This is a genomic window from Paraburkholderia sp. C35 (assembly GCF_003121405.1).
GTDB lineage: Bacteria > Pseudomonadota > Gammaproteobacteria > Burkholderiales > Burkholderiaceae > Paraburkholderia.
Map to the genome: position 1 here is coordinate 1 of NZ_QBUY01000049.1, position 14,406 is coordinate 14,406.

At 63.7% G+C, this 14,406-nt stretch carries 11 protein-coding genes; 6 read left to right on the forward strand and 5 right to left on the reverse strand.

Annotated features, from left to right (window positions below; genetic code table 11):
- Positions 1 to 624: 624 nt before the first annotated feature.
- Positions 625 to 1,323, reverse strand: a complete 699-nt coding sequence (locus DK391_RS25250) for a copper homeostasis protein CutC (RefSeq protein ID WP_109480733.1) — start codon at positions 1,321 to 1,323, stop codon at positions 625 to 627.
- A gap of 40 nt (positions 1,324 to 1,363) precedes the next feature.
- Positions 1,364 to 2,638, reverse strand: coding sequence for an EAL domain-containing protein (locus DK391_RS25255; RefSeq protein ID WP_109480734.1), 1,275 nt, complete (start codon positions 2,636 to 2,638; stop codon positions 1,364 to 1,366).
- A 385-nt stretch (positions 2,639 to 3,023) separates the two neighbouring features.
- Here DK391_RS25255 and DK391_RS25260 point away from each other — a divergent pair, with 385 nt between their 5' ends.
- Positions 3,024 to 4,688: a Na+/H+ antiporter gene (locus DK391_RS25260; protein WP_109480775.1), complete on the forward strand. Its 1,665-nt coding sequence runs from the start codon at positions 3,024 to 3,026 to the stop codon at positions 4,686 to 4,688.
- 51 nt (positions 4,689 to 4,739) lie between these two features.
- Here the strand turns inward: DK391_RS25260 and DK391_RS25265 are convergent, their stop codons facing one another.
- The 3 genes from DK391_RS25265 to DK391_RS25275 form a co-directional block, all read right to left on the reverse strand.
- On the reverse strand, positions 4,740 to 6,047 hold the full coding sequence (locus DK391_RS25265; RefSeq protein WP_109480735.1) for a solute carrier family 23 protein: 1,308 nt from the start codon (positions 6,045 to 6,047) through the stop codon (positions 4,740 to 4,742).
- A 186-nt stretch (positions 6,048 to 6,233) separates the two neighbouring features.
- The gene (locus DK391_RS25270; RefSeq protein WP_109480736.1) at positions 6,234 to 7,784 is read right to left on the reverse strand and encodes a methyl-accepting chemotaxis protein; all 1,551 of its coding nucleotides are present in this window, start codon (positions 7,782 to 7,784) and stop codon (positions 6,234 to 6,236) included.
- A gap of 364 nt (positions 7,785 to 8,148) precedes the next feature.
- On the reverse strand, positions 8,149 to 8,778 hold the full coding sequence (locus tag DK391_RS25275; protein ID WP_109480737.1) for a DUF2239 family protein: 630 nt from the start codon (positions 8,776 to 8,778) through the stop codon (positions 8,149 to 8,151).
- A 212-nt stretch (positions 8,779 to 8,990) separates the two neighbouring features.
- Here DK391_RS25275 and DK391_RS25280 point away from each other — a divergent pair, with 212 nt between their 5' ends.
- From DK391_RS25280 to DK391_RS25300, 5 genes are all read left to right on the forward strand, one after another.
- Positions 8,991 to 9,314 (forward strand): hypothetical protein, encoded by a 324-nt coding sequence (locus DK391_RS25280; RefSeq protein ID WP_109480738.1) that lies wholly within the window; start codon positions 8,991 to 8,993, stop codon positions 9,312 to 9,314.
- 176 nt (positions 9,315 to 9,490) lie between these two features.
- Positions 9,491 to 10,000 carry a spore coat U domain-containing protein gene (locus DK391_RS25285; RefSeq protein ID WP_109480739.1) on the forward strand — a complete coding sequence of 170 codons (510 nt, stop codon included), beginning with the start codon at positions 9,491 to 9,493 and terminating at the stop codon, positions 9,998 to 10,000.
- A 4-nt stretch (positions 10,001 to 10,004) separates the two neighbouring features.
- Positions 10,005 to 10,853 (forward strand): molecular chaperone, encoded by an 849-nt coding sequence (locus tag DK391_RS25290; RefSeq protein WP_239482944.1) that lies wholly within the window; start codon positions 10,005 to 10,007, stop codon positions 10,851 to 10,853.
- A 10-nt stretch (positions 10,854 to 10,863) separates the two neighbouring features.
- Positions 10,864 to 13,422, forward strand: a complete 2,559-nt coding sequence (locus DK391_RS25295) for a fimbria/pilus outer membrane usher protein (protein WP_239482945.1) — start codon at positions 10,864 to 10,866, stop codon at positions 13,420 to 13,422.
- A gap of 2 nt (positions 13,423 to 13,424) precedes the next feature.
- Entirely contained in the window at positions 13,425 to 14,393 is a 969-nt protein-coding gene (locus DK391_RS25300) for a spore coat protein U domain-containing protein (RefSeq protein WP_109480740.1), read from the forward strand.
- Positions 14,394 to 14,406 lie beyond the last annotated feature (13 nt).

Genomic DNA, 14,406 nt, shown 5'->3' on the forward strand with positions numbered 1-14,406 from the left:
AGTAGGCAAAAGAAAGCGGGCTAACACCGCCCGCTTCGGTCTTTGCCTGCGGGCCCCCAACGGTTCCTATCCTTCACTCGGCAACCTCTCAGTCACCGCCCGTTGCTATCGCTTCGAATATTTGCCTACCCCACTTCAATCTCCCGTAGCGCCCCAAGCGGCAGCGAATCGTATCTGCAGCCCAGGTGGCAAACGGTGTGTAGGTTGTCGCACATTCTGCGTCGGCGATCCTACAAGACACACCAACCTTGCTTTTCAGTCCGAAGTGATGCGCATAAGGCGCGATAACCGACACACCGTTTGCCACCTGGGCGGCCGTGGACTGACGGGTAAGGCTCGCTAAGACACGGGTGTTTGAAGAGGGTGATGCGCCCTTAAAGAGCGCTGGCAGCGGGCATCAAGACGAGTGATGTCGTGTGAAGGATAGGACCGGCTGGGGGCCCGCAGGCAAGTACAAGGGCTGGCGGTGTTCAGCGGCTTTCTTTTGCCTACTTTTCTTTGCCGCGGCAAAGAAAAGTAGGTGCTGCCCCGCACAGGGGCGACCCAGGCAAACCAACACCAAACCGCGGATGCCATAGAAAGCAAAAGCAAACCACCTTAGGCGTCGCAGACAACAAAACATCCCTAATCCAACAACCCTCGCACCTCCCGAACCTTCTGTTCGGAAACAGGAGCAAGCCCGGCACCACCGACCCTCACACCGGATCCAAAGTGCACAGCTTCAACGCGCGTAGCGCAAACAAAGTCACGAACACGTTCAACAGTGAACCCAGCCCCGGCAAGCACGGTACAGTGCGATCCAACAGCACGCGCCATAAGAGCCCGAATCTCAACCGCTGCATCCAGCACGGAAGGCTTCCCCCCCGAAGTCAGCACGTTAGTGACAGCATCGAACTCAAGCAGCACCTCAAGCGCTTCGAGTAAATCCGCCGCTTCATCGAACGCACGATGAAACGTAATCGGCATCCCATCAGCCGCATCGACGACACGCTGCAAGCCATCGCGATCAACCCGACGTGATGCCGTCAACATGCCAATCACCACGGCATTCGCCCCGGCATTTTTAGCCCCGCGCACGTCCCGCAGCATCACCGCAAAATCATCCACGGAATAAACGAAAGACCGGCTATGCGGCCGCACGATCACATTGACAGGAATCGACACCGCCGCCACCACGGCTTCAATCATGCCGATGCTCGGCGTCAATCCACCCTCGCCCATCGCCGTGACAAGTTCGAGCCGATCAGCCCCGCCGCGCTCGGCGGCAATCGCGTCGTCGACTGTCGTCGCGATGACTTCCAGCAACACCCGTTCGTTTCGCATGACAAAGAATCACGTCGTGAAGTACACACCCGACATGATCTCAGAACCGCGGCTCCTCGTACCAGTCGATATCGCCGCACAGCACGCACATGCGCGCGCCGATCTGCGTCGCCACCGACAACGTCACGCAAGGCACGGCTTCGTTGATCGACAGATAAGGCCGTGTCACATGCACGCGCTCGGGCGCATCCATCGCCGTGCGGAAATACGGGCGGCGCAGCCAGTTCGCGCCCTGCGCATCCGATAGCGGCAAAAAGCGCGTCTCGTGCGATGCACGGTCCGCCCGCAGCACGACATTGCGTCCCGCCTGGCGCCCCTTTTCGTCGAGCAGATAGCAGCGCGCCGCATGATCGAGTGCAAGAAAATTCCAGCACACTTCGTCGAGCAGTTCACCCGCAGCCAGCCGCTCCGCTGCGCGCTCGAATGCGCGAATGTATGGCGCGAGCCGCGAAGAATTGCGCCGCTCGCGCTCTTCCGTCTGCGTCTGATAACGCTCGGTCAGCTCGCTGATGCACTCGGTCGCGTGCACGGCATCGGCAAGCCCCGGATGCGGACGTCCAAAGAAAAAGCCCTGCACGAAATCGACGTTGCATTCGAGCGCCATATGCGCTTCGTGCTCCGTCTCGACACCTTCGATCAACACCAGCTTGCCCGCTTCATGCAACAGCGCGACAAGGCCCGGAAGAATCGACGCGACGCCCGCGCGATGCGCCGCGTGCGACAGCATGATGCGATCGAGCTTCACGATGTCCGGGTTCAGTTGCCAGATGCGCTCGATGTTCGAATGCCCTGCGCCGAAGTCGTCGAGTGCGATCAGGAAGCCACGCTCGCGGAACTGGCGCACGGCATCGGCAAGTCGTTCGATGTCTTCCGCGCTCTGCTCCAGCACTTCGAGCACGATGCGGCGCGGCGACAGGTTCAGGCGTTTCAGATTGGCGAGCAGTGCCGCCGAATGATACGAATCGATCAGCACGCCAGGATGCACGTTGAGAAACAGCCACTCGCGCTCCGCGCCGAGCACCTTGAAGTTCTCCAGATGCAGCGACTGCGCGAGCCGGTCGACATGCAGCACGTCGCCCACGCGCGCCGCGTGACCAAAAACGTCGATGGGCGAGACCGCGCGATCGAATGGATCGTGTGCGCGCAACAAGCCTTCGTAGCCCACGGCACGCATGTGCGACAGACTGAAGATCGGCTGGAAAACGCTCGTCAGCGACAGGTCGCCGTGTTGCACCGAATAGCGCTGCAGGCCCGAGGTCATGCTGAGCTCGAAGCCGTGTGGCACTGCTGTTCTTTCCTGTTGCGCAATGGTCATGCAATCCTCTCACGCAAGAGTCCCGGCGCGCGCGTCGCGATTGCGAAAGAGCCGCGGCCGTCCTCGAAATGTGCGTTATCACTTCCTAATAAGCAAGGTCCATGCGCACGGTGGCGCACGTATAGAGGAAATCTGCATCGACTGGTGCACCGCGCGGGAAACGCATGCGTCGCGCAAGGGCGCGCGATGCACTGCGACGGTGCACTTTGCTTTCGATCAACTTGCAGCCTTCGAAGCGCCGTTTCACACGATCGGGCTACACTTCGGGCTGACCGACGCACCGCATCGTCTTTCCAGACGCGATGCCTCACGTCGCGTGATGGGTCGCACCGCGTGTCGCCCTGCCGTCGCGCGCCACCGCCTCTTTCCCCACAGCCCGTATCTGATGGATATCGTCTTTACCGTTCTGATCCTGCTGCTCACCGTTGCCGCTTCGGGCGTCGTCGTGCGACTGATACCGTTCAAGCTGCCGTTGCCGCTCGTGCAAATCGCCTTCGGTGCGCTGCTTGCATGGCCGCGCCTCGGCCTGCACGTGACCTTCGATCCCGAGCTCTTCATGATGCTGTTCATCCCGCCGCTGCTGTTCGCGGACGGCTGGCGCATTCCGAAGCGCGAGTTCTTCATGCAGCGCCGCGCGATCCTGATGCTCGCGCTCGGCCTCGTATTCATGACGGTGGTCGCCGTCGGCTATTTCATTCACGCGATGGTGCCGTCGATCTCGTTGCCCGTCGCGTTCGCCCTCGCCGCCGTGCTGTCGCCCACGGATGCCGTCGCGCTGTCGGGCACCGCCGGACGCAACCGCTTGCCCGAACATCTGATGCACATCCTCGAAGGCGAAGCGCTGATGAACGATGCGTCGGGTCTCGTCGCGCTGAAGTTCGCCGTGGCCGCGGCGCTGACAGGTGTGTTCTCACTGCGCGATGCGTCGGTGAGCTTTGTGATCATCGCAGTCGGCGGACTGGCGACGGGCGTGGCTGTTGCGTGGCTGTTCAGCTTTGCGTCGACACGCTTTCTCAATCTCACCGAAGAAGGCGATCCCGCACCCGGCGTCGTGATGACGATGCTGATTCCGTTCGCCGCGTATCTGTTTGCCGAGCACTTCGGGTTTTCCGGCATTCTTGCCGCCGTCGCGGGCGGCATGGCGATGAACTACTCGACCTTCGCACGCAACAGCCCGGCATCGGCACGCGTGCGCGCGGCTGTCACCTGGACGATGATCGAGTTCGTCTTCAACGGCATGGTGTTCATTCTGTTGGGCCTGCAGTTTCCGCACATCATCGGCCGCGCGCTGCTCGATGCGCATGAAGAAGCGAGTGGCTCCGAACTGCGGCTGATTCTCTACGTCGTGGCGGTTTCCGTCGCGCTGTACGTGCTGCGCTTCGTGTGGGTCTGGTTGCTGCGCTGGTTCGCCAGCCGCGGCGCCGCGAAGCAAGGTGTCGCGAATGCGGTGCCTGGCTTGCGCACCGTGTCGATCACCACGATTGCCGGCGTGCGCGGCGCCGTGACGCTTGCGGGCGTGTTGTCGTTGCCCGTCGCGTTGTCGAATGGCCAGCCGTTGCCGGGACGCGATACCGCCATCTTCATCGCCTCGGGCGTGATTCTCGTGTCGCTGTTCGTTGCCGTGGTCGGCTTGCCGTTGCTGATGAACGGTGCGCGCAGACGGGCTGATCCGCATGCCGCCGAAGAACGCTCGGCGCGTATCCAGGCCGCGCAAGCCGCTATCCGCGCAATCGACGCGTATCAGGAATCCGTCACCACCGATCTCGACGAAGCCGCGTCCGCGCGTGCGGCCGACGTGACGGCGCGCGTGATGGACATCTACCGCCGCCGCCTCGCCACGCTCGACGACGAACTCGAGCCAGCCGAAAACGCGCGCCGCAGCGAAGCGTTCGAGTTTCAGATGAAGCTCGCCGCAATGCGCGCCGAGCGCGCGACGCTACTCAATCTGCGCACCAGCATGCTGATCAACGACGATACGATGAACAAGCTGATGCGCGAAATCGATCTGTCGGAGACCGCGCTAGTGACGCGCCGTAGCGACAAGAAGTAAAAAAAACGGGCGCCTTCGAAGCGCCCGTTTTTGTCTTGATGATTCGCTTTATCAGACCGCCGGTTCTTGCGGACCTTTGCGACGCAGCAGCGCGTACAGAATGATCGCGCCGAACGTCGCCGTGCCGATGCCGCCGAGCGCAAAGCCGCCGAACTTCAGCGAGAAGTCACCTGCGCCGAGTACCAGCGTCACGGCAGCGACAATCAGATTGCGGTTGTCGGAGAAGTCGACCTTGTTGACCACCCAGATGCGCGCGCCCGTCACCGCGATCAGACCGAACACGACGATCGATACACCACCCAGCACCGGACCCGGAATCGTCTGAATCACCGCGCCGAACTTCGGCGAGAAGCCGAGTATCAGCGCGATCACGGCGGCGATCACGAACACCAGCGTCGAATAGATCTTCGTCACGGCCATCACGCCGATGTTTTCCGCGTAGGTCGTCACGCCCGTGCCGCCCGCAAAACCGGACACGACCGTCGCAATACCATCGCCGATGAACGCGCGGCCGATGTAGCCATCGAGGTTCTTGCCCGTCATCGCGCTGACTGCCTTGATGTGGCCGAGGTTTTCCGCGACGAGGATTACCGCGACGGGCGCGAGCAGCGCCATCGCCTGACCGTTGAACACGGGCGCCATGAAGTGCGGCATGCCGAACCACGCCGCGTTGGCGACGACTGCAAAATCGATCGGTTTGCCGAGACCCATGCCGTTCGTGACGATCGCGTAGATCACGTAAGCGATCAGCAAACCCACGAGAATCAGCAGGCGCTGCAGCATGCCGCGCGCGAACACGGCCACCGCGCCGACGCACAGCACGGTGACGAGCGCCATGTACGAATCGAACGCGCTGCCGCTCACGCCTTTGACGGCGATCGGCGCGAGATTCAGGCCGATCACGGCCACGATCGAACCTGTCACGACGGGCGGCATCAACGTCTCGATCCACGCCGTGCCGACTGCCGACACGATCAGCCCGATGACGATATACACGACCCCGCACGCGATAATCCCGCCGAGCGCGACGGGTATGTTCATGTTCGGGCCTTGCCCCGTATAGCCGGTGATCGCGATCACGAGACCGATGAACGCGAAGCTCGAACCGAGATAGCTCGGCACGCGGCCGCCGACCAGCACGAAGAACAGCAGCGTGCCGATACCGGACATGAAAATGCACAGATTGGGATCGAAGCCCATCAACAGCGGTGCGAGCACCGTCGAGCCGAACATCGCCACGACGTGCTGAATGCCCATTGCAAGCATTTGGGGGCCGGGCAGACGTTCGTCGATATTGACGACGCGGCCTTCGACGCTTTTTGGCTGGACGCGCCAGCGCGGAAACCAGGAATCGGCCATCGCGGGGGTTCTCCTCTAATTGGCGTAGATCTTGTGTGGGAGCGCCGCGAGGCTGGTTGAGCCGCGGCGCGGTCCAGGATGCGATTCTTGAACTACGCGCGAGTGTACGGAGAGCGCCTGGCGCTGACAAGCCGCGCAAAACCCGCTCGTGCGGCAGTCTGTGGCGAGTGTTGTATCAAAGCGAAATCAAAGCGAGAAAGCCGCGACGGCCGTCTTCAGATGCCGCGCCTGATCAGCCATCGCGCCCGCCGCAGCCGCCGCCTGTTCGACCAGCGCGGCGTTTTGCTGCGTGACTTCGTCCATCTGCGAAACGGCGCGGTTGACCTGCTCGATGCCCGTGCTTTGCTCGCTCGACGCCGCCGAAATCTCGCCCATGATGTCCGTCATCCGTTGCACGGCCTGCGTGACTTCCGCCATCGTGCGGCCCGCGCGCTCGGCGAGCACGGCGCCGCTGTCCACGCGTGAGGTCGAGCTTTCGATCAGTTCCTTGATCTCTTTCGCCGATACCGCACTGCGTTGCGCCAGCGCCCGCACTTCGCCCGCCACGACCGCGAAGCCGCGCCCCTGTTCGCCTGCGCGCGCCGCTTCGACGGCGGCATTGAGCGCGAGAATATTGGTCTGGAACGCAATGCTTTCGATCACACCGATGATGTCGGTCATGCGTTTCGAGCCCGCCGCGAGTTCGCGCATCGTCTCGACCACGTCGCCGACCAGTCCGCTGCCGCGCACGGCCACTTCCGATGCGCCGCGCGCGACGCCGCCCGCCTGCTGCGCATTGTCGGCGTTCTGGCGAACGGTGGCCGTCAGCTGCTCCATGCTCGACGCCGTTTCTTCCAGCGACGCCGCCTGCTCTTCGGTGCGCTGCGACAGATCGGTATTGCCCTGCTCGATTTCGCCCGACGCGAGCAGGATCGATTCGCTCGACTCGCTGATCCTGCCGACGATGCCCGCCAGTTGTTCGCGCATGTTGGCGAGCGCGTATAGCAGACTCGTCGTGTCGCCTGCGCGCGTATCGACGCGCACGCCCAGCTCGCCCGCCGCGATGCGGCTCGCGATCTGCGCGGCGTAATCCGGCTCGCCGCCGAGCTGGCGCGTCAGTCGACGCGCGATCAACCACGCAAAGCCCGCACCCACCACCATCGACGCCAGCACCAGCAGCGACAGCACCACCCGCATGCTGGCGTACTCGGCGCTGGCTTCGTGCTGCGCCGCGTTGGCCTGCTTGCGGCGGTAATCGATCAGTATCACGATGCGGTCGCGCAGCGCCTCGCTTGCGGCGATCGCGCGCCGCACCAGTTCGGCGTTGTCGACGCCTGCAGGAATGGGTTGCAACCCGATCTGCTGATGCACGATCGTTTCCCACGCTTCCGTCTTGCGCAGCACCTCGTCGTAGAGCGATTGCCCGTCAGCGCCCGAAATCGTCTCGCGATATTTCGCGTACGCGTCATGCATGCGCTTGAGCGACGCGACGATGTCGTCCTTGAGCTTCTGACGCGCGGCTTCGTCGGGCGCATAACCGAGGTTGGCCGCATCGAGATCGCTGTCGATCTTGTAGCGGTTCGCCTCTTCCATCCAGTAGAGGCCGTCCATGTGACGGCTCGAAATCTCTTCGGTGATGCCATGCATCGACGCCAGCGCCGATAACCCCGCCGCGCCCACCGCCACGCCAAATCCGATCACGATCGCAAACGCGATCATCAGCTTCTTCCAGACAGTCATGCGGTCAAACCACTTCATCGTGTGATCCTCGACAGTTCATCCGTCGCTTTCGACGGCAGGCGCAGGCAACGCAAACCCGCGGGCTGCAATGCTTTACGGCGTCCGTTATGCGGACTTGATGAACGGATGCACGGCATAAGGAAGCCGGCATGAGGGTTTGCGCGAGGTGATTCGCGTGCGGCTGGATGAAGTCGACTATTGCGGCATGCGCTTTGGGAGTTATCTGATAGCGCGCCGTATATCGCCCTCCCTACACTGCAATGGCTGCGTGACCCCGATTGAGAAGCGCAAGCGATGTTGTAACTCTCCGACTTTTCCGCTCATGCTCCCCGGCATGAGCGGTTTTTTTTCGCCTGCTGCTTTTCTTTTCCCTGCTCAGGGATCACGCACTCCCGGACGTATCCGTAGTGAACGCGCGCTGCGCCAGCATGCGAGCGTGATCGCGCACGTCTTCGGGCCATGCGGCTGTCATCGCGTCGAAGCGGGCGACGTCGTTCGCGTACAGTGCGCGCGTCGCTTCTTCGTAGCCTGCCAGATCGCCGGCTATCGCCGTCATGAAGCGATACGCTGCCTCCTGCGCCTGCCGCTTGCGATCCTTGCCTTCGCTCGCATTGCGCGCCGCATCGACCAGTTTGCGCAGTGCCACCGATGCACCGCCCGGCTGATCATTGAGCCATTCCCAATGTCTCGGCAACAGCGTGACTTCGCGCGCGACCACGCCCAGCTTCGGACGCCCTCTGCCGCGTGCGGTTTGCGTTTCTTCGTTTGCCTGTGCGGACGGCGGCGAATCGCTGCCTTCCTGATCGGCGAGCCGCGCAAGCACGTCCGCCGCGGAGCCTCGCAGATCCAGTTCGATCGGGCGGCTGGTGAGATCGTCGAAGATCAGCGCGGAACTGCTGTCGTCGTCGCCCTCCATCGCCGCTTTCACGACTAGCGCCACGGCTTTCAGCGAACCCGACGCGATGCGCCGATGCCCCATAAAAGCCGTGCAGATAATTGGTTGAGCCGTCATGTCTTGCCTCGCATCGTGTCGTTTTGATGTTTGAATTATATCCGGGTATAAATAGAAAGCGCAATATCACCCGGATATAAATATCGCAATGTTCGGCAGACCACTGGGAAGCTAAAAACCCACGCTGCATTGCCGTTATCCTCTATAGAAGGCAGCGACAACCAAGATCGCGCCACAAGGCCATCGCGGCATCATCTGTACGGGGTAGTTCCATGTTCTTCCATCGTCTTTCGCGTCGACCGTCCTCACAGACGGGGCGCCTGGCCGCGCTCGCAGTCGCGGCCCTGCTCTGCGTTGCGCCCGCCGCCATCGACCGGCCGGCGCACGCCGCTACCGCAAACAGCGAGATCCAGGTCTCGCTCACCATCTACGACATCTGCACGATGAACACGGATGCCGCGCAGCCGCAGGTCGCCTGCTCGGCAGGTGCGCCGTTCCGCGTCTACAAGGACGACTATTTCGCGCAGCAGGACGCCCAGACGCCAGCCGTTTTTGCCGCCAGTTCATACGGCAGTTCGGTAGAAATTGCTTTCTAACAAACCGCATAAAATTCGCACAATCTGCGACAAAACACGCAATTAGCATACGTTTGTCCAATTTTTCGGCAAAAACTAACAAATAGTTACATCTTCATACAATAGGCGCTCCCTATAATCGAATCGTCGCCTTAAAAAGCGCACATAGCGCTTGGAGGCTCCGAGGAGATATCCGAATGCGCTGGCGCAACCTGATTGTCCCGACCTTGTCTGTCGCGTTGGCTGCCGCACCTGTCGTCCCCTTCAACGCGAATGCCGCAACCCGTCAGACCACCTTCACCGTCACGCTGACCCTGCAGACCGACTGCCAGATCTCCGCGACGAATCTCAACTTCGGTACCTCCGGCGTGATCGCCGCGAACATCGACCAGACCAGTACGCTGAGCGTCACCTGCTCGAACGGTGCGCCGTACACGGTCGGACTCGACGCCGGCTCGGTGACGGGCTCGACGGTCGCGAACCGGCTGCTCGGCGGAACGGGTACGCCCGTGCCGACTGTCGCCTTCCAGCTCTATCGCGATTCGGCGCGTTCGCTCACGTGGGGCCAGACAGTCGGCACCGATACGGCTGCCGGCACAGGCACAGGCGCCGCACAAACGCTGACCGTGTACGGGCGCGTCGCGCCGCAGAACACGCCGGCGGCGGGCACCTATACCTCGACCGTCACCGCCACCGTCACTTTCTGACGCGATGACAGGTTCGTTCAACCGGGCCGCGCGGCGGCTCGCGGGGGAGGCTTTGCGCCGCATCCAGCCGATGGCAGCGGCCCTGTGCTGCATCGGCCTCATGCATGTGAGCCTGGCCGACGCCGCCGCGCTGCAGGTCACGCCCATCCGGCTCGACCTCGCTGCCGACCGCCCCGCTGCCGTGCTCACGCTGCACAACGTCGGCACGACGCCGCTCAACGCGCAGGTCCGCGTGTTCGCGTGGAGCCAGACCGCCGACGAAGATCATCTCGAACGCACCGACAACATCGTGGCGAGTCCGCCTATCGTTCAGGTCTTGCCGGGCGCGGATCAGACCGTGCGGATCCTGCGCGTCGCGAAAGGCGATGTGAGCGGCGAGGAAACCTACCGCCTGCTGATCGACGAAATCCCGAATGGCCAGGGCGCCGACGCGACTGGCGTACGAATGCAGTTGCGCTATTCGGTGCCTGTGTTCGTCGGCGCGCAACTCGATGCCAAGCCGCCCGCGCTGCAATTCGTGCTCGAGCGCACGGCGGCTGGCCTCACTGCGCCGACGGCACAACCTGCGCCCACGCAGGCAGCGCTGATGCTGCGCGCCGTGAACCGCGACGCGACCCACGCGCAATTGAGCAAGGTGAAGCTGACCTGGCACGACGGCCAGTCGACACTGCTGTCGCCCGGTCTGCTCGGCTACGCGCTGCCGCACGCGACGCGCCGCTGGCCCGTCGTGAACGCGCCCGCCGATGCCAGCGAGGCGACCTTGTCGGCGGTGGTCAATGGGCAGCCGGTGACAGCGCGCATCCGCGTGGAGTCCGACGCCGCGGCGCCTGCCGGCGGCACGCCCGCACGTTGACGGCGGATCGATGCCATGGCGCCGGCGACACGCTGCGATCTACAGCGCCTGTACGGGCATCGCGTTCCCGCTGATGTGCGCGCAGGCGTGGAGCGCGCCGCCCGATGCCAGTACCGTGATCACGACCGCGAGCACGACCGCGCCGCCGCTCACGCTTGCCGCGCAGCCGATGTCCGCCTCGCCGCGCGACGCAACGGCATCGCCCACGCCGACGTCGCCCGTGAACGGCAACGTCTATCTCGAAGTGATGATCAACGGCGAATCGACGAAGGAGATCGCGCACTTCGTGGTGACGGATGCAATGATCTACACGACGCTGGGTGAACTGCGCGACGTCGGCATTCGCACCGACGATCTGCCGCCGCCCGGCAAGGACGGCCTGATCCCGCTCGGCACGATTCCGGGGCTGCGCTACACGTACCGGCCCGAGCATCAGCAGATCGATCTGCAGGTCACCGATGCGCGCCGCCAGCCCGCGACGCTCGAAAACAATCCCGCGCGGCCGCCCGTGTCGGCGAGCGGCACGGGGCTCGTGATCAACTACGAGTTCAGCGCGCAGACCAACTCGCCGACGCAATACGGCCTCTACAGCGAGGAGCGCTTCTTCTATCCGGGTGGCCTGCTCGACAACACAGGCACGGCGTACTGGTATCACAACCTGCATCGCTATGTGCGGCTCGATACCACGTGGAGTCATTCAAATCCGGACACGCTCATCACCACGCGCGTCGGCGACACGATCTCTTCGTCGCTGACCTGGACGCGCCCGGTGCGCATGGGCGGCGCGCAGATGTCGCGCGATTTCACGCTGCGGCCCGACCTCATCACCTATCCGGTGCCGACGCTGGCGGGCACGTCCGCGGTGCCGAGCGCCGTCGATCTGTACGTGAACAACGTGCGCCAGTTCAGCGGTTCCGCGCCGTCCGGGCCATTCGTCATCAACGCCGTGCCTGCCATCAACGGCGCGGGTGAAGCGGTGATCGTCACGCGCGACGTGCTCGGCCGCAGCGTGATGACGACGGTGCCGCTCTACATCGATTCGCGCCTGCTCGCGCCAGGCCTCACCGATTTCTCCGTCGAAGCAGGCTTCCTGCGCCGCTCGTACGCGCTCAGTTCATTCGACTACGCGGGTGATCCTTCGCTATCCGTATCGTTCCGGCACGGACTCACGTCGCGCATCACACTCGAAACGCACGGCGAAGCGACGCGCGATGTCTACAACGCAGGCGTCGGCGCGCTCTTCGAAGCAGGCAACGCGGGCGTGCTCAACTTTGCGATAGCGGGCAGCGCAGGCAATGGCGGCGATGGGCAACTCGCTCGCAACGTGCCTGTGGCCGGCATATCGAACACGACGGGCGTGCCGATCGGCATCGGCTTTGTCGAAGGCACGACCAACACCTCGCCGGGCGGCGTGGTGCCGACAGCGGGCGGCAGCGGCGCGCAATTCTCGGCTGGCTGGCAATGGCATCTGCCGTCGCTATCCATCGATCTGCAGGCGCAGCACGCGACGCCGCACTACAGCGATCTCGCGTCGGCGGAAGGCACGCCCGTGCCGCGCACCACGTACCGTGCGACGGTCGCCGTGCCGTTTCGCCTGTTCGGATCGTCGAGCACGGCGAGCGCGAGTCTCGTCGGACTCGACGATCCGTACTACGGCAATTCGCGCATCGGCTCGCTCGCGTGGACCACGACGCTGCCCGCCAGCACGTCGCTGTCCGCAAGCGTCTATCACGACTTCGGCGACACGGGTAACACCGGCGTGTTCGTCGCGCTGAGTTTCGTGCTGGGCAATTCGGTCAATGCGAGCGTGAATGCCGGCACCGATCACGGCAAGCCGCTGTTCGGCGCAGCCGTCACACGCACGCCCGACTATGGCGGCGGTCTCGGCTGGCAGGTGCAGACGTCGCGTCAGAACGGTGAGCAGCAATCGGTCGGACAGGCCACGTGGCGCGGCCGTTACGGCGATCTGATCGGCAGTGTGGTGAACGTCGGTTCACGTACCTATGGCGAAGTGGATGCATCGGGATCGCTTGTTCTGATGGCGGGCGATGTGCTCGCAGGCCGCCGCATCGACGATGCCTTCGCACTCGTCTCCACCGACGGCGTACCGAACGTGCCCGTGCTGCATGAAAACCGCGTGATCGGCGAAACGAACGGCGCGGGGCATCTGCTGGTGCCCGATCTTGTCGCCTACGAGCCGAACCATCTCGCCATCGATCCGCTCGACCTGCCCGCCGATACCTCCGTCGCGACCACGCGCCTGAATCTCGCGCCGCAATCGCGTGCCGGCGTGCTCGCACGCTTCCCGTTGCGCGATTTCACAGGCGCGCAGCTGATCGTCGTCGATTCGACGGGCAAGCCGTTGCCGCCAGGCGCCGTGCTGACGCAGAGTGAAACGGGCAAACGCTACGTGGTGGGCTACGACGGCCTCGCGTTCATCGACGACATGCGCCCGCAGAACGCCTTCACTGCGACGTCGGCGCAAGGTCCGTGCGAAGTGGATGTGCCGTTCGAGCGCAAAGGCAGCGGCCTGCCGACGCTCGGCCCGTTCACCTGCAAGGCGCCCTGATCATGAAGCGCGCGTTCTGGCTCGTTCTGCTCGTCGCGTGGCTCGCGTGGGTGCCGCGGCCTGCGTTCGCGCAGACCTGCAACGCCGTCGCGTCGAGCCTGAGCTTCGGCCCGATCAGCCCGGTGGCGGGCACGGCGGCGACGGCGTCATCGACGATCACGATCAACTGCACGAACATGGGATTGCTGCCCGTGCGTGCGTGCGTGAACCTCGGCACCGGCAGCGGCGGCAGCAGCTACCTGCCACGCATCGCGCTGAACGGCACCAGCCAGTTGCAGTACAACCTGTACACGACCTCCGCCGCCGGCACCGTGTGGGGTTCGCGTGGTTCGAGCACGTATTCGCCCGTGGCCGTCGATGTCGTGCAGACGGGACTGACGGGCACGGGTTCCGCGACGCTCACCGTCTATGGCCGCGTGCCTGCATCGCAACCCGGCCTCGTCGCGGGCACTTACACATCGATGTTCGCCGGCACGCTGCAGGCCGAGCTCGACTATGCCGCGTATCTGCTGATCGCGCCGTCATGCGCATCGCTGACGTCGCCGAGCAGCACGTTCAGCTTTACGGTCGGTGCGAGTGTGATCAACGACTGCACGATCGCGGCGACCAACATCAACTTCGGCACGGCAGGCGTGCTCAGCACGACGCTCACGGCAACGGGGACGCTGACCGTCGCGTGCACGAACGACGACGTGTATTCGATTGCGATTTCGGCGGGTGCGGGCAGCGGTGCAACGGTCGGCGATCGCGTGATGACGCGCAGCGGCGGCACTGACCGGATTCACTATCAGCTTTATCAGAATGCGAGCTACTCGTTGCCGTGGGGCGACGGCACGAACGGCACCACTGCGCTCACCGGCACGGGGACGGGATCGTCGCAGAGCGTGACGGTCTTCGCGCGCGTGCTGCCGCAAACCACGCCGCAAGCAGGCACCTACATCGACACCGTGATCGCGACGATCACCTATTGAGCCCCGCGCCCCC

Bases quoted from the DNA above. Each gene is read 5' to 3' on its own strand.
- DK391_RS25275 (WP_109480737.1), bottom strand. From the start codon at position 8,778: ATGACGGCTCAACCAATTATCTGCACGGCTTTTATGGGGCATCGGCGC.
- DK391_RS25265 (WP_109480735.1), bottom strand. From the start codon at position 6,047: ATGGCCGATTCCTGGTTTCCGCGCTGGCGCGTCCAGCCAAAAAGCGTC.
- DK391_RS25260 (WP_109480775.1), top strand. From the start codon at position 3,024: ATGGATATCGTCTTTACCGTTCTGATCCTGCTGCTCACCGTTGCCGCT.
- DK391_RS25255 (WP_109480734.1), bottom strand. From the start codon at position 2,638: ATGACCATTGCGCAACAGGAAAGAACAGCAGTGCCACACGGCTTCGAG.
- DK391_RS25285 (WP_109480739.1), top strand. From the start codon at position 9,491: ATGCGCTGGCGCAACCTGATTGTCCCGACCTTGTCTGTCGCGTTGGCT.
- DK391_RS25270 (WP_109480736.1), bottom strand. From the start codon at position 7,784: ATGAAGTGGTTTGACCGCATGACTGTCTGGAAGAAGCTGATGATCGCG.
- DK391_RS25300 (WP_109480740.1), top strand. From the start codon at position 13,425: ATGAAGCGCGCGTTCTGGCTCGTTCTGCTCGTCGCGTGGCTCGCGTGG.
- DK391_RS25250 (WP_109480733.1), bottom strand. From the start codon at position 1,323: ATGCGAAACGAACGGGTGTTGCTGGAAGTCATCGCGACGACAGTCGAC.
- DK391_RS25280 (WP_109480738.1), top strand. From the start codon at position 8,991: ATGTTCTTCCATCGTCTTTCGCGTCGACCGTCCTCACAGACGGGGCGC.
- DK391_RS25290 (WP_239482944.1), top strand. From the start codon at position 10,005: ATGACAGGTTCGTTCAACCGGGCCGCGCGGCGGCTCGCGGGGGAGGCT.
- DK391_RS25295 (WP_239482945.1), top strand. From the start codon at position 10,864: ATGCCATGGCGCCGGCGACACGCTGCGATCTACAGCGCCTGTACGGGC.